A 22,779-nucleotide genomic window follows, 5' to 3' on the forward strand; every position below is an offset into this window, starting at 1 on the left:
AGACGGTGAAGCATCTTGCCATGCCGTATCGAAGACTATGGGCTGATCGGTGACTGCGAAACCGCGGCGCTGGTGGGCCGGGACGGATCGATCGACTGGCTGTGCTGGCCGGCCTTCGATTCCGATGCCTGCTTTGCCGCACTTCTCGGCACCGAGAAGCACGGCCGCTGGCTGATCGCACCGGTGGAGGAAGTTACCGGCACCTCGCGCCGCTATTGGGATGACACCCTGATCCTTCAAACCCGGTTCGAGACGGCTGACGGCGCGGTTGACCTGATCGATTTCATGCCGCCGCGCGGCAACGCCTCCGACGTGGTGCGGCTGGTGCGCGGCGTTCGCGGCCGGGTCAGGATGCACATGCAACTGGTGATCCGCTTCGGCTTCGGCACCGATATCCCCTGGGTCAAGAAAAGCGAAGACGGTTCGGCGCTGCTCGCGATCTGCGGGCAGGACATGACGGTGTTGCGGACGCCGGTCGAGACCCGCGGCGAGGACCTGACGACGGTCGCCGATTTCGAGGTCGGCGAGGGCGACACCGTTCCCTTCGTGCTCACCTATGGCCCTTCGCATCTGCCGGTGCCCAAGCCGATCGATCCTGCCTATGCGTTGAAGGACTCCGAAGCGTTCTGGACCGAATGGTGTAGCCGTTGCACCTACCAGGGCGAGTACCGCGACCTCGTGATGCGCTCGCTGATCACGCTGAAGGCGCAGACCTACGCCCCGACCGGCGGCATCGTCGCCGCGCCAACGACCTCGCTGCCGGAAAAGCTCGGTGGCGCCAGAAACTGGGACTATCGCTTCTGCTGGTTGCGCGACGCCACCTTTACGCTGCTGGCGCTGATGAATTCGGGCTACACGGAGGAAGCGTCGGCATGGCACCACTGGCTGTTACGGGCGGCGGCGGGTTCTCCCGCCAACATGCAGATCATGTACGGCATCATGGGCCAGCGCCGCCTCCTGGAATGGGAGGCCACATGGCTGCCTGGCTACGAAGGTGCAAAGCCAGTGCGGGTCGGCAATGCCGCCCACGCGCAACTGCAGCTCGACGTCTACGGTGAGTTGATCGACGCCTTTCACCAGTGGCGCGTGGCAAAACTCGAAATGGATGAAACCAGTTGGGCGATGGAATGCGCCGTGCTGCAGCACCTCGCCGGGCGATGGGACCAGCCGGATCACGGCATCTGGGAGCGCCGCGGCGCAGGCAGGCATTATGTCTCTTCGAAGGTGATGACGTGGGTCGCGTTCGACCGCGGCATCAAGAGCGCCGAGATGTTCGGCTTCAAGGCGCCGCTCGAGAAGTGGCGTGTGCTGCGCGACGCCATTCATCTCGACGTCTGCGCAAGAGGATTTGATCCCGAACTGAATTCCTTTGTCGAGTCCTACGGCTCGAAGATGCTCGACGCCAGCATCCTGCTGCTGCCGTCGGTCGGATTCCTGCCGCCGGAAGATCCGCGCGTCCGCGGCACGCTGGTCGCGGTCGAACGGCATCTGATGCGCGACGGTTTTGTGCTGCGGCACGATCCCCGCGAAGTGGAGCAGCAACCGGCCGAAGGCGCGTTCCTCGCCTGCACGCTATGGCTGGCGGACGCCTATGTGCTGGCGGGCGAGTTTGCTCATGCGCAGGACCTGTTTACCCGCGTGGTTGCGGTCGCCAACGATCTCGGCCTCCTGGCCGAGGAATACGATACGGCGGCCGGCCGCCAGACCGGCAATTTCCCGCAGGCGCTGACACACATCGCACTGATCAACACCGCGCACAATTTGAGTGCAACGAAGCAATCGACCGAGAAGCCGGCGAAGCAGCGATCGAAATAGCGGCCGCCGTCTTGCAGTTCGTAGGGTGGGCAAAGGAGCGACAGCGACGTGCCCACCATTTCACGCTCGCTCGTGATGGTGGGCACGCTACGCTTTGCCCACCCACCGACCTCCCGATGAAAATGCTTCGCCTATCCGAGCTGCAGCACCGTCTCGATCGCAGCGGCAAATCCGTCGCGCTCGTTGCTGCCGGTCACATGCGTCGCGTGCTGCTTGATGCCGTCGGCCGCATTGCCCATCGCAAATGAAATGCCGCTTCTGGCAAACATCGGAAGATCATTCTCCATGTCGCCGATGGTCGCGACCGCCGTGGCCGGAATGCCGAGCCGCCTGGTCATCGCATCCACGAAGGTGCCCTTGTCGTGACCGGGCGGCGTGACGTCGAGATAATAGGTCTGCGAGCGGACTGCGGTCGCCTCGGCGCCGACGGCTTCCCGCATCGCCGCCTCGCAACGCTTAAGCAGCGCCGCGTCCGAACTGGCGCCGACGATCTTGCAGGCTTCTCCGAGATGGGGCGTGAAATCCGGGATGATGGTCGGATCAGCCTTGATCGCGCGTTTCTCGTGGGAGACGTATTCGCCGTCGGGATTGCGGGTGTACCAGCGGTCGTTGCTGAACAACCAGATATCGACGCCGAACGCGTTGAGCACGTCGAGGCTGCGCTGCGCTATTGCAGGCGGAATCAAATGCTGCTCGATCGGCCTGAGCTTGTCGTCAACGATCGAGCTGCCGTTGAAGGCGCCGACGGGAAGCGTGATCGAAAGCGGCTCGATCAGAAAGCCCATGCCGATGGTCGGCCGGCTGGAGACGATGGTGAAGCCGATGCCGGCCGCATGCAGCCTGCGCACGGCGGCCTTTGCGCCATCAGTCAGAACTTTGTCCTTCGTCAACAGGGTGCCGTCGACGTCGGAAACTACAAGCGCGATACGGGTCATTGGGGAACCAGGTTCAATTGACTGACGATGTCATCCACGATTTTTTCGACCGGCGCATCGATCGATACCGTGATCGGCCGCTCGTTGGTGCCCGGCCGCTCCAGTGTCTTGAACTGGCTGGCGAGCAGGCCCGGCGGCATGAAGTGCCCCTTGCGGGCGGCAAGCCGGGCCGCGATCAGATCCTGCGCTCCATCGAGAAATACGATGCGGACATCGTCGCGGCCGTGCACGAGAACGTCGCGATAGGCACGCTTCAGCGCCGAGCATGCGATGACGGCGCGCTCACCGGCAGCGGAGAGGCGGTCGATCTCGTCGGCAATCGCCTGCAGCCACGGCCAGCGGTCCTCGTCCGTCAGCGGATGGCCGGCGCTCATCTTCGCGACGTTGCTTGCCGGGTGAAACCTGTCGCCGTCCTCGTAGCGCCAGCCGAGTCGTCTGGCGAGATGATCGGCGATGGTGCTCTTGCCCGAGCCGGAAACGCCCATCACTACCAGCGCACAAGGAGTCTTACTGCCCACCAAAATTCTCCGGAATCGCTGCCCGGTCCACCAGCCAGACCGTCTCGCCGGTGGATCGCGCGCGGTTGGCGGGCAGGTTCTCGCCTGCGAAGAGGCGCGTCAAGATCGCGCGCTTGTCGCGGCCGGAAACCTCGAACAGCATTTCGTGGCAGGAGGCGAGGGCGGGCAGCGTGAGGGTAACCCGCGGGACGAACGGCTCGACATTCGCCCGGGGAACGCCGACGACCCAGCGCGAAGTTTCGTCGAGCGCGAGGTCGCCGGGAAACAGCGACGCGGTATGGCCGTCGGGGCCGACGCCCATCAGCACGAGGTCGAACAGGGGGCGGGCGTCATCCAGCGTGTCTGCGCCATAGAACGACTGTAGTTCCTGTTCGTAAAGCGCTGCCCCCCGGTCGGGATCGGCCGGATCGGCCGTCGCGGTCGGAATCGGATGGATATTTGCCGCCGGCGCGCAGCTATCCAGAAAACTCTCTCGCGCCATGCCCATGTTGTTGAGCGGGTCATCAGCCGGCACGAAGCGTTCGTCGCCGATGAACCAATGCACACGCTGCCACGGGATCCGGCTTCGATAGGCGTCGGTCGCAAGCAACTGATAGAGCTGCTTCGGGCTCGATCCGCCGGTCAGGCAGATCGCCACGCGGCCGCTGTTGGCGGCGGTCCTGGCCAGCAAATGTTCGGCGGCGGTCGCCGCCATCGCCGCTGGATCGGCGACCGTGATCACGTGGCGGTTGTCGTTCGCTACCATCGCTCAGCCGAGTTTCCGCCAGCTACGGCCGTCGCGTTCAAGCAAATCGTTGGCTTCCTCCGGTCCTTCGCTGCCCGGTTCGTAAACCTTCAACCCCTTGCCGCCTGCCTTCTTCCACGCATCGAGGAACGGCTGCACCGCCTGCCAGCCGGCCTCGACGCTGTCGGCGCGCTGAAACAGGATGTTGTCGCCGATCATGCAGTCGTAGATCAGCGTCTCGTAGCCAGTAGAAGGTTCGGCCTTGAAGTAGTCCTTGTAACGGAACTTCATCTCGACGCCGTCGATGTTGATGTTCGGTCCCGGCACCTTGGTGTTGAACTGCAGCGCGATGCCTTCGGTCGGCTCGGTCGAGATGATGAGGTAGTTCTGCGACAGCCGGTCCACCGGCGTGTCGCGGAACATCGCGAACGGCGCCTGCTTGAACTTGATGGCGATTTCGGTGCGCTTGACGCCGAGCGCCTTGCCAGTGCGCAGGTAAAAAGGCACGCCGGCCCAGCGCCAGTTGTCGATGGTCAGCTTCAGCGCGGCATAGGTCTCGGTGGTGCTGCCCGGCGCGACGTCGGGGGTCTTGCGATAGTCGTCGATTTCAACATCGCCAATCTTGCCGCCCCGATATTGGCCGCGCACGGAATTTTGCAGCGCCTCTTGCTCGCTCTGGGTCTGGATCGCGGAAAGCACTTCGGCCTTTTCGGAGCGAACCGAATGCGCGTCGAATTTCACCGGCGGCTCCATCGTGACCAGCGACAGCAGCTGGAACAGATGGTTCGGCACCATGTCGCGCAACGCGCCGGTCGCGTCGTAAAAGCTGCCGCGATGCCCGACGCCGAGTTTTTCATCGACGGTGATCTGGATGTGGTCGATATGGTTGCGGTTCCAGATCGGCTCGAACATGCCATTGGCGAAGCGCAACACCAGGATGTTCTGCACCGTCTCCTTGCCGAGGTAATGATCGATCCGATAGATCTGGTGCTCTTCAACCAGTTTGAGCAATTCACTGTTGAGCGCCTTTGCCGAAGCGAGGTCGGTCCCGAACGGCTTTTCCACCACCAGCCGCCGCCATGCGCCGTTCTCCGCCAGCATGCCGGTGCGGCCGAGTTCACGGCTGATCGGCAGGAATGCGTTAGGCGGCGTCGCCAGATAGAACAGGCGATTGCCGCCGGTGTCTCGCGCGGCTTCGAGTTGGTCGAGCTGTTTGCTCATGGCGTCGAACGATTCAGGCTCCTTCGGATCGGCCTCGACGCAGGTCACGCATGCCAGGAGGCGCTGGGCAATTGCATCGTCCACGGCACGGGTCGCGAACTGGCGCAGGCCTTTCATCAGGCTGTCGCGCAGTTTGTCGCTCGTCATGCCCTTGCGGGCGACGCCGACCAGGCAGAACCTGTCCGGCAACAGATCGCTGGCGGCAAGGTTATAGAGCGCGGGAACGACCAGCCGGTGCGCGAGGTCGCCGGTCACGCCGAAAATGACGAAGGAGCAGGGATCGGGTTTCTTCTGCGCTATCTGACCGACCGCCATGACAGCTCAGGCCTTCGTGTCAGTTTTTTTCGGCGGCTCCTTGTGGCCGCCGAAACCAGCGCGCATCGCGGACAGGATCTTTTCCGCAAAGGTGTGATCCTTGCGCGAACGGAAGCGCGCATAGAGCGCCGCTGTCAGCACTTCCGCGGGCACGGCTTCGTCGATCGCGGCGTTGACGGTCCAGCGACCCTCACCGGAATCCTCCACAAAGCCGGAGTAATTATCCAGCGTCTGGTTTTCCGCGAGCGCCGATGCGGTGAGGTCGAGCAGCCAGGACGGGATCACGCTGCCGCGTCGCCACACCTCTGCGATATCGGCGATGTTCATGTCGAAGCGGTGTTCCGGCGGCAGCGCTTCGATATTGGCGTTCTTGAGAATGTCAAAACCTTCGGCATAGGCCTGCATCAGGCCGTATTCGATGCCGTTATGGATCATCTTGACGAAATGTCCGGCGCCGGACGGGCCGGCGTGAATGTAGCCCTGCTCGATGCGCGGGTCGCGGCCCTCGCGCCCTGGTGTGCGCGGGATATCGCCAACACCCGGCGCCAGTGTCTTGAAGATCGGATCGAGCCGGTCAACCACCGCCTTGTCGCCGCCGATCATCATGCAATAGCCGCGCTCGATACCCCAGACGCCGCCGCTGGTGCCGACGTCGAGATAATGCAGGCCCCTTGCTTTCAGCGCCGCGCCGCGGCGAACGTCGTCCTGCCAGAACGTGTTGCCGCCATCGATGATGGCGTCGCCAGGCTGCATCAGCTTTGCCAATGCCTCGATGGTCGCCTCGGTGATCTTGCCTGCCGGCAGCATCACCCAGGCGGTTCGCGGCTTCTCGAGCTTGGCCACGAAATCTTCCAGCGTATCAGCGCCGACGGCGCCTTCCGTGGCAAGCGCAGCGACCGCCTTCGCATCCTTGTCGTAGACCACGGCGGTGTGGCCGTTCTTCATCAGCCGGCGGACGATGTTGCCGCCCATCCGGCCGAGCCCGATCATGCCGAGTTGCATCTTCTGACTTTCCTAGCTGAGCGCTTCCGCAATCGCGGCATCGAGTGCAGACAATCCAGATCCGATGTCGCCCTTGAGATGGACGCGCAGCGCGCGCCGCCCACGTTCGGTGAGCACGTCGAAATCACCGCGCGCCTGCGCTGCCTTGACGATGCCGAAACTCGCCTTCTGTCCGGGCACCGGCAAATCCTCGGCATCGTCGGCCGTGATCTGCAGGAACACTCCGCTGTCGGGGCCGCCCTTGTAGGCCTGGCCGGTGGAGTGCAGGAAGCGCGGGCCGAATTCGGCGCAGGTTGCAACGTGATGCCTGTCGCGCACCGCGAGCCGCATCTTCTGCAGCGAGCCGATGGTGCCGGGGTCTCGCGCGATATAGGCGAGCAGGGCGACATAGTCGCCGCTCTCCGAACGTGAGAGATGTGCCTTGATCCACGAACCGAGCGTGCCGTCGGCGCCGGCCTTGCGCAGCTCGACGGCGTTGTGCGCGTCGGTGTAGAGATCGGCCTCGTCGGTCGAAATGATAGGCTTCTCCGCCGGCAGCGAGCCGGTCTTTTCGAACGCAGCCGTCAGTTCGCGGGTCTTGATCTTGGCTGCTTCCACATCAGGCTGGTTGAACGGATTGATCCCGAGGATCGCGCCCGCCACGGCGGTCGCCATCTCAAACCGGAAAAACTCCTGGCCGATGTGGTCGATCGACTTCATGACGATGCGGGCCACGGGATGCCCGGCCGCTTCCAGCGCCTTGAGCCGGTCGTCATGCGAGGCGTCGTCTTCACCTTCGGTGCGGATATCGATGAAGAAGCGGTCGTTGCCGTAAAGCGCGGGATCGCCGAGCGGTTCGCCGTCGATCGGGATCAGGCCCTTGCCGTCCTTGCCGGTGGATTCGGCAATCAGTTGCTCGGCCCAGGCGCCAAAATCGGCGACTTTCTCCGACGAAGTGATCGTCACCTTGTCGCGGCCTTCAAGGCCGGCAAGCCCCATCGCCAGCCCGAGCTGCACGCCGGGGTTTTCGTGCGGCGGCACGTCGGCGCCGCAGGAGCGCACCATTGCGAGCGCGTGCGTGATCAGGCTGCGAACGTCGATGCCGGCAGCCGCCGCTGGCACCAGCCCGAACGGCGACAGCACGGAGTAGCGTCCGCCGATCGCGGGATCGCCGTGGAAGATGCGGGCAAAGCCCTGTTTGATCGCGACCTTCTCCAGCGACGAGCCGGGATCTGTGACGGCGATGAAGCGGTGGCCGGCCTTGTCCTTGCCGATGGTCTTGGAGACACGATCGAAGAAATAATCCTTCATCACGTTCGGCTCGGTGGTGCCGCCCGATTTGCTGGAGACAATGAACAGCGTGTGGGCGAGATCGACGGTATCCTCCATCGCGCGCACCTGCGCAGGGTCGGTGGAGTCGAGCACATGCAGCTTCGGGAAACCGGATTTTTTGGCGAAAGTTTCCGCCAGCACTTCCGGCCCGAGGCTCGATCCGCCCATGCCGAGCACGACCGCATCGCTGAAATTCTGTCCCTTCACGCGGCGGGCAAAATCCTCGTAATCGGCGACGTCGGCGGCCGCGGGGCTGTTCAGCCAGCCCAGCCATTTGTTCTCGTCGTCATCGGTCCAGACCGATTGGTCCTTCTGCCACAGGCGGCGGATTGTAGCCGACGCGCGCCAGTCCTCGGTGCTCTTCTCCACGGCCTTCTTGATGCCGTCGCCAAGCGCGAGTTGCTGCCGATCGATGCCGCCTGCGAGCGATGTCGCACGCTTCTGCGCGACCGCGCCATAGAGCTTGTCGGCGGCATCGGCGAACAGCTTCACGCCGTCCCTGACCAGTTCTTTTGTGATGGCGTCGAGCGAGATGCCGGACTTTTCAAGCTCTTCCAGCACGCGCCTTGCGTCCTCGATATTCTCCTCGAGGCTGTCCCTCAGCTTGCCATGATCGCGGAACGCATCGAGCGTTGCCGGCGGCACGGTATTGACGGTGTTGGCGCCGATCAGTTCCTCGACATACAGCACGTCGCTGTAGTCCTTGTTCTTGGTGCCGGTGGACGCCCATAGCAAACGCTGCGGCTTTGCGCCCTTGGCCGCGAGCTTCTCCCAACGGGGTCCTGCGAACAGCCGCTTGTAGTCCTGATAGGCAAGCTTGGCGTTGGCGATGGCGACCTTGCCCTTCAGTGCACTCAGCCGCTCCTTCTCGCTGGGGTCATTGGCTTTTGCGATCTTGTCGTCGAGCTGCTTGTCGACCGCGGTATCGATACGGCTGACGAAGAAAGACGCGACACTGGCGACGGGCGCGGGATCGCCGCCATTGGCGACGTGCTTTTCCAGGCCGGCGATATAGGCCTCCGCCACTTCGCGATAGACGTCTTGCGAGAACAGCAGCGTGATGTTGATGCTGATGCCTTCGCCGATCAGATGTTCGATCGCGGGCAGGCCCTCCGGCGTGGCCGGCACCTTCACCATCAAGTTCTGCCGCTTGACGTCCTTCCAGAGCCGTTCGGCTTCCGCGATGGTCCCCTTGGTATCCATCGCCAGATAGGGCGAGACCTCGAGGCTGACGAAACCGTCATTGCCGTTCAAGCGGTCGTAAACCGGGCGCAGCACGTCAGCGGCACTCTGGATGTCCTCGACGGCGAGCGCCTCGAACAGGTCGGCGACGGGGCGGTCGCCCGCCTTCAGGGCGTGGCCGATTGCGCCGTCATATTCGTCCGAACTGCCGATCGCCTTTTCGAAGATCGAGGGGTTCGACGTCACGCCCTTGACACCGTCGGTATCGATCAGCGCCTTGAGGTCGCCCTTGGCGACGAAGCCGCGGGCGAGGAAGTCCAGCCAGATCGCCTGGCCATGGTTTTCGAGTGCTTTGACGGGATTCATGATGCCTGTTCTGTTCGGTCGGCTTTTTGGGTTTCCGGCAGCTTTCGGGGGCAGGGCCGGAAAGTCAACATTTGGTTGGGTGTGGCGCCGGATGGAATGGGGCGGTCCAGTACGATAACGCCATTGGCAGCGGTTCGATCCCGAAAATGGCTGTTCTCACAGCCCTCGATCCCAGCGGGGTCGGTCGAACCGGCTTCCGGAATTATGACACCAACGGGCACAAGCACGAAGTCGTGAAGGTGGCCGTCATGCGCTGTCGTTTTTCGCTGCCCGCCTGCCTCACGCTGTTGTGTAGCTTGCTGGCGCTTGGCCTGACCACGGCGGAAGCGGCCGGCATCGGCGTGCATATGAGGATTGATGCGCAAAACATTCCGCGGGCGATCGCAGGGGGACTCAACCCGCATGTCAGCGTGGGAGCGGGCGCGCAGGCGCCATAGCGACTGAGTCCGAGCACCCGAAGTATTCAGCCGGGCGGAGCGGGCGAAACTACGGCGACCAAATCGCTCAAATGAGCGATTGATGTGAAAGGTTCACGTCAAGCGGGAAGATCTGAAGGCCCAAGACCTCACGGTCTCACCGAAATCGCGCCCCACAGCATATTGCGTCGATGCATGAAATCTTTCCAGCCAAAGTAGTGTAGGTCACAGACCTAAGTAGTGAGGCGTACCAACCTATGTAGTATGGCTCATTTGTGCCGGAGTGCCGCAAGCTCCTTGCGATCCGTCACCAACTCGGAGCATTCGTGCAGATCGGAACGATCGACGCGGAAGATCTTGTCGTCGGCGCCGGCAACCAAATCATTGCTGGCGTCGTCGTCGGGCTTGTTACGCTCCCAGACGCGGAACGAATAATTGACGGTCTTGTCTTCCGGCGCGTCCTCTGCCGTCACCAGCAGCTTCATCGCGCTGACTTTCTGCTTCGGATGCTGCGCCAGATGGCTGGCGTCATAACGACGCACGAAGCAGGCATAGGTCTTCCGGCTGAGAGGGCCGCCGAACATTTGGGCATCGAACGTGGTGGCTCTGGCTTTGTCGACGCCTTCCTGGGCGTGGCAGGCATGGGCTCCGATGACGGAGGCAATTGCGGCGCCGATGCAGGCGTATTTCATGGCAGACTCGGGTTAAACGCGCGGCATGTTACTTTAGTTGCAGTTGGCGTCAGGTGCGTTCAACACCCAGTCCGCGATGAACGCGTGTTAATCTTGGCCTTATTTGCCGCTGCCCGGCCGTCCGAAGGTCACAAAAGGCCCCCGTTACCGCGCGTTCGAGCCGTTCAGAACCCCGAATTGCTCCGTTTGGCTGTTTCGGGTTTGCCAGGTGGATGCAGATTCGAGCCGCGCAGCCGCTCAGATTCCTTAAAAAATCCCTTACAGCGTGCTCAGTACTTACCCGGTAAAAAATGTTGCAGCACGGCTACAACGCGAGCGAAATGGCACCGTATCTTTACGAGGAGGAGGCCGTTAGCACGACTATTGCATTGCATTGTGAAGTCGCTCGCGTGTCCAATCGGTGCATGTGCTGATGGTGATTCGCGAACGGAAGCTGTGACGCTCCGACACTGGAACCCGAGTGGTGCGTCCGGCATTTACAGGTGACCATGGAGAGACGGATCATGTACAACGATTCTCTGTTCAATGCTTTCGCCCGGTCCTTCGAAGCTAGAAGCCAGACCGACATGTCGATGGCGGAATATCTGGAGTCGTGTCGAAGCGATCCGATGCGATATGCCAATGCAACCGAACGATTGCTAGCTGCGATCGGCGAGCCTCAGATGATTGACACGGCCAAGGATCCTCGCCTTGGCCGTATCTTTTTGAATCGCACGATGCGACTCTATCCGGCCTTCGCCGGTTTCTACGGCATGGAAGAAACGATCGAGCGTATCGTAGGCTTCTTCCGCCACGCGGCGCAGGGTCTCGAAGAGCGCAAGCAGATACTCTATCTGCTCGGGCCTGTCGGTGGCGGAAAATCCTCGCTCGCCGAACGCCTCAAGTCGTTGATGGAAGTCCACCCCATTTACGTGTTGAAGGCCGGCGACGAACTCAGTCCCGTGTTCGAAAGTCCGCTCAGCCTGTTCGATCCGGACGCGCTGGGACCGATGCTCGAGGAGAAGTACGGCATTCCGCGCCGCCGCCTCAGCGGACTGATGAGCCCGTGGTGCTATAAGCGCCTCGAATCCTTCGGTGGCGACATTTCGCAGTTCCGCGTCGCCAAGATCCAGCCGTCGCGGCTGCGCCAGATCGCGATTGCAAAGACCGAGCCCGGCGACGAAAACAACCAGGACATCTCGTCACTGGTCGGCAAGGTCGACATCCGCAAGCTGGAGACCTTCGCCCAGAACGATCCCGACGCTTACAGCTATTCGGGCGGCCTCAATCGCGCCAACCAGGGCATCCTCGAATTCGTCGAGATGTTCAAGGCGCCGATCAAGATGCTGCATCCGCTGCTGACGGCGACGCAGGAGGGCAACTATATCGGGACCGAGAACATCGGCGCGATCCCGTTCACCGGCGTCATTCTCGCCCATTCCAACGAGGCCGAATGGCAAAGCTTCAAGACCAACAAGAACAACGAGGCATTCATCGATCGTATCTGCGTCATCAAGGTGCCGTATAGCCTGCGCGTTACCGAGGAGCAGAAGATCTACGAGAAGCTGATCCAGGGCTCCGAACTCGCCACCGCGCCGTGCGCGCCGGCCACGCTGGAAACGCTGGCGCGCTTCTCGGTGATGTCGCGGTTGCGCAAGCACGAGAATTCGACCGTGTTTGCCAAGATGCGGATCTATGACGGTGACAGCCTGAAGGAATCCGATCCGAAGGCGCGCAGCGTTCAGGAATACAGGGATGCTGCCGGCGTCGATGAAGGCATGGACGGCGTTTCGACCCGCTTCGCCTTCAAGGTTCTCGCCGCGACTTTCAACCACGACACCAACGAGGTCGGTGCCGACGCGGTCCATTTGATGTACACGCTGGAGCAGTCGATCCGGCGCGAGCAGCTTCCCGACGAGGTCGAGAAGCGTTACCTCGAGTTCATCAAGGCTGAACTCGCGCCGCGCTATGCCGAATTCATCGGGCATGAGATCCAGAAGGCCTATCTGGAATCCTATTCGGACTACGGCCAAAATCTGTTCGATCGCTATGTCGATTATGCCGATGCCTGGATCGAGGATCAGGATTTCAAGGATCCCGACACCGGACAATTGCTCGATCGTGAACTGCTCAATCAGGAGTTGACCAAGATCGAGAAGCCGGCCGGCATCGCCAATCCGAAGGACTTCCGCAACGAGGTCGTCAAGTTCTCGCTGCGGTCGCGGGCCCAGAACAGCGGCAAGAATCCGTCATGGACCAGCTACGAGAAGATTCGCGAAGTGATCGAAAAGCGGATATTCTCCCAGGTCGAGGATCTGCTTCCCGTCATTTCGTTCGGTTCGAAGAAGGACGGCGAGACCGAGAAGAAGCATGGCGAGTTTGTCGCGCGCATGGTCGAACGCGGCTACACCGAGCGGCAAGTCCGCCGGCTGGTCGAGTGGTACATGCGCGTAAAACAGGCTGGCTGAGGCGGATGAAAACGTGGCCATTCACATCGTCGACCGGCGCCTGAATCCGGGTAGCAAGAGTCTGGAGAATCGCCAGCGCTTTCTGCGCCGGGCCAAGGCGCTGGTTCAAGGGGCCGTAAAGAAGTCATCGCAGGACCGGGACATCAAGGATGTCCTGGAAGGCGGCGAGGTCAGCGTGCCGATCGATGGCATGGACGAGCCGCGCTTTCGCCGCGAGGGCGGCACGCGCGACATGGTGCTGCCTGGAAACAAGAAGTTCATCGAGGGCGATATTCTTCCGCGGCCGAACCCGAGCGGTGGCAAGGGGAGGGGTGCGGGCGAGGGCGACAGTGAAGATACGTTCCGCTTCGTTCTCAGCCGCGACGAGTTTGTCGACCTGTTCCTGGACGACCTGGAATTGCCCGATCTCGCCAAGCGAAAGCTGGCCGAGGTGGAAAGCCAGGGCATTCGCCGGGCGGGTTACACAACCTCCGGCTCGCCCGCCAATATTTCGGTGAGCCGAACGGTAAGTCGCGCCCTGGCGCGGCGCGTGGCGCTGCGGCGGCCGAGGCCGGAGGTGCTGGCGGCGCTCGAGGCGGAGCTTGAGGATTGCCGCGACGAGGCGCGCCGCGCCGAACTCATGGCCGAGATCGAAGCCCTGAAGGCAAAGATACGCCGCATCCCGTTCATCGATCCGATCGACATCCGCTACCGGCGTTTCGAGACGGTGCCGAAGCCCGTGGCGCAGGCTGTCATGTTTTGCCTGATGGACGTCTCCGGCTCGATGACCGAGCATATGAAGGATCTCGCCAAGCGCTTCTATATGCTGCTCTACGTGTTCCTGAAGCGGCGCTATCGCCACGTCGAGATCGTTTTTATCCGGCACACCGACCGGGCCGAAGAGGTCGACGAACAGACGTTCTTTTACGGGCCGGCTTCCGGCGGCACGCTGGTATCGAGCGCGTTGCAGGCAATGCACGACATCGTGCGGTCGCGGTTCCGGCCGGACGACTGGAACATCTATGCTGCGCAGGCTTCCGACGGCGACAATTCCTACGCGGACGGCGAGGTCACGAGCCGGCTCCTGACCGACATGATCCTGCCGGTCACCCAGTTCTTTGCCTATCTGGAAGTCGGCCAGGAGAATGGCCTTAGCTACGAAATGCCCAATTCGTCGCTCTGGACCCTGTACGAGGGCCTGCGCGCGAGCGGCGCGCCGCTGTCGATGCGCAAGGTCAACGAGCGCAGCGAGATTTTCCCGGTATTCCACGATCTCTTCCAGCGCCGTAGCCAGCAGGAAAGGACCGGGTCATGACCGCGACCGACCAGTTGCTGTTTGAGGGGGCCGACTGGGACTTCCGGACGCTGCAGCGGATCTGCGACGCCTGCGAGCACGTTGCGCGAGACGAGTTGGGGCTCGACGTCTATCCCAACCAGATCGAGGTCATTACCGCCGAGCAGATGCTGGACGCGTATTCATCGGTTGGCATGCCGCTGTTCTACAAGCATTGGTCGTTCGGCAAGCACTTCGCCTTTCAGGAGGCGTCCTACCGCAAGGGGCTGATGGGGCTGGCCTACGAGATCGTCATCAACTCGTCGCCGTGCATTTCCTACCTGATGGAAGAAAATACCGCGACGATGCAGACGCTCGTGATCGCGCATGCTGCCTTCGGCCACAACCATTTCTTCAAGAACAACTACCTGTTCAAGCAATGGACCGATGCCGACGGCATTCTGGACTATCTCGAATTCGCCAAGCGCTATGTGGCGCATTGCGAGGAACGCCACGGCCGGCTGGCGGTCGAGCACACGCTTGATGCCGCGCACGCCCTGATGTCGCACGGCATCGATCGCTATCCCGGCAAGAAGAGTCTCGATCTTCGCGCCGAGGAAAAGCGGGCGGGCAGGCGCCGTGCGCACGAGGAGAGCGCATTCAACGATTTGTGGCGCACCGTCCCGGCCGGCAAAGTGAAGAGCGGCGCGATACTGGACGTCGAGCGCCGCCGCCAGATGCTCGGTCTGCCGCAGGAAAACCTGCTGTATTTTCTCGAGAAGACGGCGCCGCGCCTGCGTCCCTGGCAGCGCGAATTGCTGCGGATCGTGCGGCACATCGCGCAGTATTTCTATCCGCAGAGCCAGACCAAGGTGATGAACGAGGGCACGGCGACCTACGTTCACTATCGCATCATGAGCCGGCTGCATCAGCAGGGACGGCTTACGGACGGCAATTTCCTCGAATTCCTGCAGTCGCACACCAACGTGGTGTTCCAGCCCGAATTCGACGACCCGCGCTATTCCGGCTTCAATCCGTATGCGCTGGGATTTGCGATGATGCAGGACATCGAGCGCATCGTCACCAATCCCGAAGCCGAGGATCGCGAGTGGTTCCCGGATATCGCCGGGACGGGCGATACCATGGGCGTGTTGCGCGACATCTGGGCCAATTATCGCGATGAGAGCTTCATCAGCCAGTTCATGAGCCCGCGGCTGATGCGGCACTTCCGGATGTTCCATCTGCATGACGATCCGGAGGACCGGTCCGGTATCCTGGTCGACGCGATCCACAACGAGCGCGGCTACCGCCGGCTGCGGCGCGAACTGGCGCGGCAATACGATGTCGGCTTCATCGACGCGAACATTGAAGTCGTCGACGTCGACCTTGCCGGCGATCGCCGGCTGATGTTGCGCCATACCGTGGTAAAGGGCGCCCAGCTCAGCGAGGCCGACACCAAGCGCGTGCTGCAGCACCTTGCCGATCTCTGGAGCTACGACGTGTCGCTCGTCGAGAGCGACGCGTCCGGCACGGTGTTGAAGGAGTACGTCGCGAACCCACGGAACATCTCCGTGGCCGCATAGCTACCCGCGGCAGCATAGAGCCCGGTTCTGATTGAATCAGAACCGGGCTCTAGATTTTTGTTTTGACGCGTTTTCTTGACGCGAACCGGTGGTCCCCCACGGATCAAGTCCGAGGGCATGCTTCGCTCGAAAACGCTATGGTTACCGCAGGCTGGCGTTGATCTTTTCCAGCGCCGCCGTGCCGGGGCACAGATCCGTGGCTTCCAGCGTATTGAGCGGCGTCTCGACGGTGTCGAGATGGGTGTGGAGGTCTTCTGAGTCGGGATCGACATAGAGCAGCCCGGTCACCACCTGGCCCTTGGCGGCGTGCTTCTGCAGGAAGGTCATCGCCGCCAGCCGGTCGTTGGCGTCATAGTCGGCGTCGATCTTGCGCAGCGCCAGCCGCGTGCCGTCATGCTGCTCGACCACCTGCACCGTGCCCGGCGCGTAATCGACCGTGATCGGGTCGCGGCCGGTGAGCACGTCGAGGCGATTCACCGCGTCGTTGTGTTCGCGGACATAATCAAAACTCTTGGTCGAGCCGGCGTGGTTGTTGAAGGCGATGCAGGGGCTGATGACGTCGATGAAGGACGCGCCCTTGTGCCGGATCGCGGCCGCGATCAGTGGCACCAGTTGCGACTTGTCGCCGGAGAAGCTGCGCGCCACGAAGCTCGCGCCGAGTTGCAGGGCGATCGCCACCAGGTCGATGGCGTTGTCGGTGTTCATCACGCCCTTCTTGGACTTCGATCCGCGGTCGGCGGTCGCCGAGAACTGGCCCTTGGTCAGGCCATACACGCCGTTGTTCTCGACGATATAGGTCATGTTGACGCCGCGCCGGATCGAATGCGCGAACTGGCCGAAGCCGATCGAGGCACTGTCGCCGTCGCCGGAAACGCCGAGATAGATCAAATCGCGGTTGGCGAGGTTGGCGCCGGTCAGCACCGACGGCATGCGCCCGTGAACGGAATTGAAGCCGTGCGAATTGCCGAGAAAATAGTCCGGCGTCTTCGACGAGCAGCCGATGCCGGAAATTTTTGCCACCCGGTGCGGTTCGATCGAAAGTTCATAGCAGGCTTCGATAATCGAGGCGGTGATCGAGTCGTGGCCGCAGCCGGCGCACAGCGTCGAGATCTTGCCCTCGTAGTCACGGTGGGTGTAGCCGAGTTCGTTCTTCGGCAGGCCGGGATGATGAAACTTCGGTTTTGCGATGTAGGTCATGACACGGCCTTGCGGAGAGGGGTCACCTTGAGGTGGTCCTGGTGGTCGCCGATGGCATTGGCGATGAAGCGGGCAGTGATCGGCGTGCCGTCATAGTGCAGGATCGGCACCAACCGGACTGGATCGATGCCGTTCTCGTTGACGATCAACTGGCGAAGCTGGGCGTCGCGGTTCTGCTCGACCACGTAAACGAAATCATGGTCGGCAATGAAGCTCGCCACGCTGGAGTGGAACGGGAAGGCGCGGATGCGCATGCGATCGAGCTGATGCCCGCGGGATTCCAGCAAGCCGATCGCTTCGTCCATCGCAGGAGCGGTGGAGCCGAAATAGATCACGCCGTATTTGGTCGGCTTGGCGGCATTGGCCTGCAACGGCCGCGGCACCATGTCCTGCGCCGTCTCGAACTTGCGCACCAGCCGCTGCATGTTATCGGCGTAAACGGCGCCTTCTTCCGAGTAGCGCGCGTAACGGTCGCGCGAGGTGCCGCGGGTGAAGAACGAGCCCTTGGTGGGGTGCGTGCCGGGATAGGTGCGGTAGGGGATGCCGTCACCGTCGACGTCGAGATAGCGGCCGAAGTCGCGGCCGGGCTCATCGAGCATCTCCGCGGTCATCACCTTGCCGCGGTCATACTGCCGACCGTCATCCCACTTCAGCGGGCGGCACAGCCGGTGGTTCATGCCGATGTCGAGATCGAGCATCAGGAAGATCATGGTCTGCAGCCGGTCGGCGAGGTCGAACGACTGCGCCGCGAACTCGAATGCTTCGGCGGGATCTTCCGGGAACAGCAGGACGTGCTTGGTGTCGCCGTGCGAAGCATAGGCGCAGGCGATGATATCGCATTGCTGGGTGCGCGTCGGCATGCCCGTCGAGGGACCGGCGCGCTGGATGTTCATGATTACGGCCGGAATTTCCGCGAAGTAGGACAGGCCGATGAATTCGGTCATCAAGGAGATGCCGGGACCGGAAGTTGCGGTGAAGGCCCGCGCGCCATTCCAGGAGGCGCCGATCACGATGCCGATGGATGCGAGCTCATCCTCACCTTGCACGATCGCGTATTTCGCCTTGCCGGTGTCAGGATCGTGCCGCAGCTTCTTGCAGTGGCTCGTGAACGCCTCCGCCACCGACGACGACGGGGTGATTGGATACCAGGCGCAGACGGTGGCGCCGCCATAGACGGCGCCGAGCGCAGCCGCGCTGTTGCCTTCAATGAAGATGCGTTCGCCGACCTTGTCGGACTTCTTTACCCGCAGACCGATCGGGCATTTCAGGTTCTGCAGCGCCCAGTCGCGGCCGAGGTGCAGCGCATGCACGTTCGACGACAGCAGCTTTTCCTTGCCCTTGTACTGTTCGCCGATCAGTTGTTCGACCAATTTGGGATCGAGGTCGAGCAGGGCGCAGAGCGCGCCGAGATAGATGATGTTCTTGAACAGCTGGCGCTGGCGCGGATCGGTATAGGTCGAGTTGGTGATCGCGGTCAGCGGCACACCGATCACGTTGATATCGGCGCGGAATTTCGACGTCGGCATCGGCTTGGTCGAATCGTAGAACAGATAGCCGCCGGGCTCGATCGAGGCGACGTCCTTGTCCCAGGTCTGCGGGTTCATCGCCACCATCAGGTCGACGCCGCCGCGGGCGCCGAGATGGCCGTCTTCCGTCACCCGCACCTCGTACCAGGTCGGAAGCCCCTGGATGTTGGAGGGGAAGATGTTGCGCGGAGACACCGGCACGCCGTGGCGCAGGATCGAGCGCGCGAACAGCTCGTTGGCGCTCGCCGAACCCGAGCCGTTGACATTGGCGAAACGGACGACGAAGTCGTTTACGCTGCTGATCGGGCTTTGGTCTGGCATGGTGTTCCCGCGTAAGTCATATCGATGAGGTATTTCTGCATGTCCCAGGCACCGGTGGGACAACGCTCGGCGCACAGCCCGCAATGCAGGCAGACGTCCTCGTCCTTCACCATCACGCGGCCGGTCTTGAGCCCGTCGGCGACGTAGAGCGCCTGGTCGTGATGCGGCGAGGGCGCCTTCAGCCGCTGCCGCAGATCCTCTTCCTCGCCATTTTCTGTAAAGGTGATGCAGTCCATCGGACAGATGTCGACGCAGGCGTCGCATTCGATGCAGGCGGGCGCCGAGAACACGGTCTGCACATCGCAATTCAGGCAGCGTTGTGCCTCGCCGAGCGCGAGCTTGACGTCATAACCGAGCTCCACCTCGGTCCTGATATCCTTCAGCGCGATCACCTTGTCGCGATGCGGCACCTTGTAGCGCTTGTCGCCGGAAATGTCGTTGTCGTAGCTCCACTCGTGGATGCCCATCTTCTGCGACGAAACATGCACTTCGGGAAGCGGGCGCTCGGTGATTTCCTCGCCCGAGATCATCTTGTGGATCGACAGCGCAGCGTCGTGGCCGTGCGCGACCGCCCAGATGATGTTCTTTGGGCCGAACGCGGCGTCGCCGCCGAAAAAAACTTTCGGATTGGTCGAGACAAAGGTCTTCGCATCGACCTGCGGCATGTTCCACTTGTCGAACTCGATGCCGCAGTCGCGCTCGATCCAGGGAAACGCATTCTCCTGGCCGACTGCGACCAGCACGTCGTCGCAGGGGATGGTCTGATCCGGTTCGCCCGAGGGCACCAGGTTGCGGCGGCCCTTGGCGTCATATTCGGCCTTCACCTTCTGGAAGGTGACGCCGATGAGCTTGCCGCTCACATGCTTGAATCCCACCGGCACCATGTAATTGAGGATCGGAATATCCTCGTGAAGGGCGTCTTCCTTTTCCCAGGGGCTCGCCTTCATTTCCTCGAAGCCGGAGCGCACGATGACTTTCACGTCTGCGCCGCCGAGCCGGCGCGCGGTGCGGCAGCAATCCATCGCGGTGTTGCCGCCGCCAAGCACGATCACGCGGCGTCCGATCTTCTCGACATGGCCGAACGAAACCGACGCCAGCCATTCGATGCCGATATGGATATTGGCCGCCGCTTCCTTGCGGCCGGGAATGTCGAGTTCGCGGCCGCGCGGGGCGCCGGAGCCTATGAAGATCGCGTCGTAGTTTTCGTTGAGCAGCTTCTTCAGGCTGTCGATGCGATGCCCGCCCTTGAACTCGACGCCGAGGTCGAGGATGTAATCGGTTTCCTCGTCGATGACCGTGTCAGGCAGGCGGAACTTTGGAATCTGGCTCCGCATCATGCCGCCCGCCTTCGGATCGGCATCGAACACGGTGCAGTGATAGCCGAGCGGCGCGAGGTCGCGCGCCACCGCCAGCGAAGCAGGACCGCCGCCGACCAGGGCAATGCGCTTGCCGTTCCTGGCAAGCGGCTTCGGCATGCGGTGCTTGACGTCGTCCTTGAAGTCGGCGGCAACGCGCTTCAGGCGGCAGATCGCAACCGGCGTTTCCTCGACGCGGCCGCGGCGGCAGGCGGGCTCGCACGGACGATCGCAGGTGCGTCCCAGAATTCCGGGAAACACATTCGATTTCCAGTTGATCATATAGGCGTCGCTATAACGCCCCTCGGCAATCAAACGGATGTACTCGGGAACCGGTGTGTGCGCGGGGCAGGCCCATTGGCAATCGACCACTTTGTGAAAGTAGTCTGGCGCCGAAATATCAGTCGGTTTCATTCCTACCTTGTCCGCGTCAGCAATCGGAACGCGGCCTCATTTTGCCTTTCGAACGCTTAACGAGCGTTCTTGTGGTTTTTGAATTGGATCATAGGCTTATCTTATTAGAGCCATTCCAGACGCGGCACACAAGCCAATTCTGCGCGATCTTCAGCCTTCAACTGCATGGGAGCTTGGACTTAGCGTCGCAGCGTCAATGCGGCAGTGCAGCATGTGCAGTGCAGCTTCAACTTTCGAACACGGCAGGTTCGTGCATGTCGGGCAAACGAATGCACGCAGATGCGATGACGTGTGTTCAGACCAGTCGCAGAATGGCTCCCGTCGCCGCCAGAAGGACGACGACAATCCAGGGAGGCAGCTTCCAAACCGTCAACAGAAGGAAGCCCGTCAACGCCACGGCGAAATCGCGCGGGGTAAGCACGGCACTGGTCCACACCGGATTGTAGAGCGCAGCGCCAAGGATGCCGACGACAGCCGCATTGGTGCCGCGCATGGCGGCTTGCGCAGTGGGGCGCAGGCGCAGCGCGTCCCAATACGGGAGCATGCCGTAGACCAGCAGCAGTCCCGGCAGAGACAAGGCAATGAGCGCAATCGCCGCGCCGGCCAGGCCATTGGGGGCAGGTCCTATGGCGCCGAGGTAGGCCGCAAAGGTGAATAGCGGTCCGGGCACCGCTTGCGCCATGCCGTAGCCGGCGAGGAAATCCGCATTGCTGACCCAGCCCGGCGTCACGACTTCCGCCTGCAACAGCGGCAGCACGACATGGCCCCCGCCGAACACGAGGGAGCCGGAACGATAAAAGGCGTCGAAGAGGGCGAGGCCTTGCGAGCCGGTCCTTGCCGTCACCAGCGGCGTGATCAGGAACAGGACCCCGAACAGCACGAGCGCGACCGTGCTGTGTCGACGCGATACCGAAAAGCCGAGGTGGCCCGCGGGCATGGCCCCATTGCCGCGGCACAGCCAGAGCCCTGCCATGGCCCCAAGCGCGATGGCGCCGATCTGCCCAAACGATCCGCCGATGAAAACCACGATCGCAACGGCCGCAAGCGCGATCGCAGCCCGCGCGCGATCCGGCGTCAGGCTGTTTGCCATGCCCCAGATCGCCTGTGCGACCACGGCGACCGCGACCAGCTTCAGGCCGTGCAGAATCCCTTCGGCGAAGGGGCCCGTGAAGGCTGTCGCACCGAGCGCGAAGGCGAACAGGATGAGGGCCGACGGCATGGTGAAGGCAAACCACGCCGCAAGCCCGCCGAGCAGGCCGTTGCCGCGCAGAATGCCGAGAGTGAAACCAACCTGGCTGGAAGCCGGCCCCGGCAAGAACTGGCACAGCGCCACGATGTCCGCGTAGCTGCTTTCGCTGAGCCATTTTCGCCGCTCGACGAATTCGGCCCGGAAGTAACCGAGATGCGCGATCGGCCCGCCGAACGACGTCAGCCCCAGTTTGAGGAAGGCGGCGAAGACTTCGGCAACGCTGCCTGTGGCCTTGTCATTCATGGCATCGGGCCTCGATCCGCAGCCCTAGCCAAGGTCGCTCTTGGCGATATCCCACATCAGCCGGTAGACGCCGCTCGTGATCACGTGCGGCTTGAACACGGTATTGTCGAGAAACCGTATCTTCGCAGGCGGCACCGCGCCAACGTCGGTGGCGTCGATCAGCACGAACCAATCGCTGGCGCCGGGATTGGCAGCCGATGGATCGTCAGTAATCGGCTTCGACAGCGCCGGATCGCTCTCGATCAGGTGCATGGAGATGATGCCGTCGAGCGTGCTGGGGTCGAGTAGCTCTCGCAGTGCGGCGCGCAATTTGTCTTCGCCGCCTGCCGCAGGGCGCAGTCGGATGATACCGAGTGCCGCGCCGCGGCCGGTGCCCTGGCTGATCGTGATGCGCGCGACCGCCCGGATCATATTCTGAAAGCGGGCGATGTTGGCCTTCGACCACTCAGTTTGGTTCGCCAGTGCGGTGCGATAGGCGGGGCTGTCCAGCACCTCAAACGTTTCGGTGGAGTAGAGGCTGAGATATTTCGGATTGCCGTCCTGCGCGACATAGCGGCGGGCTTCGAGGAAGCCTGCGATCGCGACGCGCTCTTCGAGGTGTTCGCGATCGTACCAGCGATTGAACTCGGCTTCGTGTGCGGCGTCGATGTTCATCGACGTCAGCAGCATGCCTTTTCCGGCCATCGGCATTTTCT

The 22,779-nt window shown here is 62.3% G+C and carries 17 protein-coding genes; 5 read left to right on the forward strand and 12 right to left on the reverse strand.

Annotation, left to right across the window (positions count from 1 at the left end; all coding sequences use genetic code 11):
• Positions 1 to 15 precede the first annotated feature (15 nt).
• Positions 16 to 1,815 carry a glycoside hydrolase family 15 protein gene (locus IVB22_RS24815; protein WP_247519877.1) on the forward strand — a complete coding sequence of 600 codons (1,800 nt, stop codon included), beginning with the start codon at positions 16 to 18 and terminating at the stop codon, positions 1,813 to 1,815.
• Between the two features lie 131 nt (positions 1,816 to 1,946).
• Here the strand turns inward: IVB22_RS24815 and IVB22_RS24820 are convergent, their stop codons facing one another.
• The 6 genes from IVB22_RS24820 to IVB22_RS24845 are packed head-to-tail and all read right to left on the reverse strand — an operon-like array spanning position 1,947 to position 9,389.
• Positions 1,947 to 2,750, reverse strand: coding sequence for an HAD family hydrolase (locus IVB22_RS24820; protein ID WP_247519878.1), 804 nt, complete (start codon positions 2,748 to 2,750; stop codon positions 1,947 to 1,949).
• The gene (locus IVB22_RS24825; RefSeq protein ID WP_374207667.1) at positions 2,747 to 3,235 is read right to left on the reverse strand and encodes a gluconokinase; all 489 of its coding nucleotides are present in this window, start codon (positions 3,233 to 3,235) and stop codon (positions 2,747 to 2,749) included. The genes IVB22_RS24820 and IVB22_RS24825 overlap by 4 nt, the downstream gene beginning before the upstream one ends.
• Before the next feature lie 22 nt (positions 3,236 to 3,257).
• Positions 3,258 to 4,013, reverse strand: coding sequence for a 6-phosphogluconolactonase (gene pgl, locus IVB22_RS24830; RefSeq protein WP_247519880.1), 756 nt, complete (start codon positions 4,011 to 4,013; stop codon positions 3,258 to 3,260).
• Between the two features lie 3 nt (positions 4,014 to 4,016).
• Entirely contained in the window at positions 4,017 to 5,528 is a 1,512-nt protein-coding gene (gene zwf, locus IVB22_RS24835) for a glucose-6-phosphate dehydrogenase (RefSeq protein ID WP_247519881.1), read from the reverse strand.
• 6 nt (positions 5,529 to 5,534) lie between these two features.
• Entirely contained in the window at positions 5,535 to 6,530 is a 996-nt protein-coding gene (gnd, locus tag IVB22_RS24840; RefSeq protein ID WP_247519882.1) for a phosphogluconate dehydrogenase (NAD(+)-dependent, decarboxylating), read from the reverse strand.
• Positions 6,531 to 6,542: 12 nt separating this feature from the next.
• Positions 6,543 to 9,389 carry a bifunctional transaldolase/phosoglucose isomerase gene (locus tag IVB22_RS24845; protein ID WP_247519883.1) on the reverse strand — a complete coding sequence of 949 codons (2,847 nt, stop codon included), beginning with the start codon at positions 9,387 to 9,389 and terminating at the stop codon, positions 6,543 to 6,545.
• Between the two features lie 146 nt (positions 9,390 to 9,535).
• Between IVB22_RS24845 and IVB22_RS24850 the strand changes: the two genes are divergently transcribed.
• Positions 9,536 to 9,826: a hypothetical protein gene (locus tag IVB22_RS24850; RefSeq protein WP_247519884.1), complete on the forward strand. Its 291-nt coding sequence runs from the start codon at positions 9,536 to 9,538 to the stop codon at positions 9,824 to 9,826.
• Between the two features lie 248 nt (positions 9,827 to 10,074).
• On the opposite strand, the gene IVB22_RS24855 is transcribed toward IVB22_RS24850, so the two are convergent.
• Positions 10,075 to 10,497, reverse strand: a complete 423-nt coding sequence (locus tag IVB22_RS24855) for a hypothetical protein (protein ID WP_247519885.1) — start codon at positions 10,495 to 10,497, stop codon at positions 10,075 to 10,077.
• Between the two features lie 503 nt (positions 10,498 to 11,000).
• Between IVB22_RS24855 and IVB22_RS24860 the strand changes: the two genes are divergently transcribed.
• From IVB22_RS24860 to IVB22_RS24870, 3 genes are read left to right on the forward strand one after another with little or no spacing between them, the layout of a single operon-like run.
• Positions 11,001 to 12,944 (forward strand): PrkA family serine protein kinase, encoded by a 1,944-nt coding sequence (locus IVB22_RS24860; protein ID WP_247519886.1) that lies wholly within the window; start codon positions 11,001 to 11,003, stop codon positions 12,942 to 12,944.
• Positions 12,945 to 12,957: 13 nt separating this feature from the next.
• Positions 12,958 to 14,238 (forward strand): YeaH/YhbH family protein, encoded by a 1,281-nt coding sequence (locus tag IVB22_RS24865; RefSeq protein WP_247519887.1) that lies wholly within the window; start codon positions 12,958 to 12,960, stop codon positions 14,236 to 14,238.
• A complete protein-coding gene (locus IVB22_RS24870; RefSeq protein ID WP_247519888.1) occupies positions 14,235 to 15,779 on the forward strand; it encodes a SpoVR family protein in 1,545 nt (514 codons plus the stop codon). The genes IVB22_RS24865 and IVB22_RS24870 overlap by 4 nt, the downstream gene beginning before the upstream one ends.
• A gap of 141 nt (positions 15,780 to 15,920) precedes the next feature.
• Here IVB22_RS24870 and IVB22_RS24875 read toward each other — a convergent pair whose 3' ends face one another.
• The 5 genes from IVB22_RS24875 to IVB22_RS24895 all read right to left on the reverse strand — a co-directional run bounded on the left by IVB22_RS24875 (position 15,921) and on the right by IVB22_RS24895 (position 22,774).
• The gene (locus IVB22_RS24875) at positions 15,921 to 16,976 is read right to left on the reverse strand and encodes a 2-oxoacid:ferredoxin oxidoreductase subunit beta (protein WP_247519889.1); all 1,056 of its coding nucleotides are present in this window, start codon (positions 16,974 to 16,976) and stop codon (positions 15,921 to 15,923) included.
• Positions 16,973 to 18,823 carry a 2-oxoacid:acceptor oxidoreductase subunit alpha gene (locus tag IVB22_RS24880; RefSeq protein WP_247519890.1) on the reverse strand — a complete coding sequence of 617 codons (1,851 nt, stop codon included), beginning with the start codon at positions 18,821 to 18,823 and terminating at the stop codon, positions 16,973 to 16,975. Before IVB22_RS24880 ends, IVB22_RS24875 begins: the two co-directional genes overlap by 4 nt.
• Entirely contained in the window at positions 18,793 to 20,592 is a 1,800-nt protein-coding gene (locus tag IVB22_RS24885) for an FAD-dependent oxidoreductase (RefSeq protein ID WP_247519891.1), read from the reverse strand. The genes IVB22_RS24880 and IVB22_RS24885 overlap by 31 nt, the downstream gene beginning before the upstream one ends.
• A 295-nt stretch (positions 20,593 to 20,887) precedes the next feature.
• The gene (gene chrA, locus IVB22_RS24890) at positions 20,888 to 22,084 is read right to left on the reverse strand and encodes a chromate efflux transporter (protein WP_247519892.1); all 1,197 of its coding nucleotides are present in this window, start codon (positions 22,082 to 22,084) and stop codon (positions 20,888 to 20,890) included.
• Positions 22,085 to 22,108: 24 nt separating this feature from the next.
• Positions 22,109 to 22,774 (reverse strand): DUF4286 family protein, encoded by a 666-nt coding sequence (locus IVB22_RS24895; RefSeq protein ID WP_247519893.1) that lies wholly within the window; start codon positions 22,772 to 22,774, stop codon positions 22,109 to 22,111.
• Positions 22,775 to 22,779 lie beyond the last annotated feature (5 nt).

This window comes from Bradyrhizobium sp. 190, from assembly GCF_023073415.1.
GTDB lineage: Bacteria > Pseudomonadota > Alphaproteobacteria > Rhizobiales > Xanthobacteraceae > Bradyrhizobium.

Excerpts from the sequence above, each read along its gene's own strand:
- IVB22_RS24820 (WP_247519878.1), bottom strand. The coding sequence starts at position 2,750 with ATGACCCGTATCGCGCTTGTAGTTTCCGACGTCGACGGCACCCTGTTG.
- IVB22_RS24825 (WP_374207667.1), bottom strand. The coding sequence starts at position 3,235 with ATGGGCGTTTCCGGCTCGGGCAAGAGCACCATCGCCGATCATCTCGCC.
- pgl (WP_247519880.1), bottom strand. The coding sequence starts at position 4,013 with ATGGTAGCGAACGACAACCGCCACGTGATCACGGTCGCCGATCCAGCG.
- zwf (WP_247519881.1), bottom strand. The coding sequence starts at position 5,528 with ATGGCGGTCGGTCAGATAGCGCAGAAGAAACCCGATCCCTGCTCCTTC.
- gnd (WP_247519882.1), bottom strand. The coding sequence starts at position 6,530 with ATGCAACTCGGCATGATCGGGCTCGGCCGGATGGGCGGCAACATCGTC.
- IVB22_RS24845 (WP_247519883.1), bottom strand. The coding sequence starts at position 9,389 with ATGAATCCCGTCAAAGCACTCGAAAACCATGGCCAGGCGATCTGGCTG.
- IVB22_RS24850 (WP_247519884.1), top strand. The coding sequence starts at position 9,536 with ATGGCTGTTCTCACAGCCCTCGATCCCAGCGGGGTCGGTCGAACCGGC.
- IVB22_RS24855 (WP_247519885.1), bottom strand. The coding sequence starts at position 10,497 with ATGAAATACGCCTGCATCGGCGCCGCAATTGCCTCCGTCATCGGAGCC.
- IVB22_RS24860 (WP_247519886.1), top strand. The coding sequence starts at position 11,001 with ATGTACAACGATTCTCTGTTCAATGCTTTCGCCCGGTCCTTCGAAGCT.
- IVB22_RS24870 (WP_247519888.1), top strand. The coding sequence starts at position 14,235 with ATGACCGCGACCGACCAGTTGCTGTTTGAGGGGGCCGACTGGGACTTC.
- IVB22_RS24875 (WP_247519889.1), bottom strand. The coding sequence starts at position 16,976 with ATGACCTACATCGCAAAACCGAAGTTTCATCATCCCGGCCTGCCGAAG.
- IVB22_RS24880 (WP_247519890.1), bottom strand. The coding sequence starts at position 18,823 with ATGCCAGACCAAAGCCCGATCAGCAGCGTAAACGACTTCGTCGTCCGT.
- IVB22_RS24885 (WP_247519891.1), bottom strand. The coding sequence starts at position 20,592 with ATGAAACCGACTGATATTTCGGCGCCAGACTACTTTCACAAAGTGGTC.
- chrA (WP_247519892.1), bottom strand. The coding sequence starts at position 22,084 with ATGAATGACAAGGCCACAGGCAGCGTTGCCGAAGTCTTCGCCGCCTTC.
- IVB22_RS24895 (WP_247519893.1), bottom strand. The coding sequence starts at position 22,774 with ATGCCGATGGCCGGAAAAGGCATGCTGCTGACGTCGATGAACATCGAC.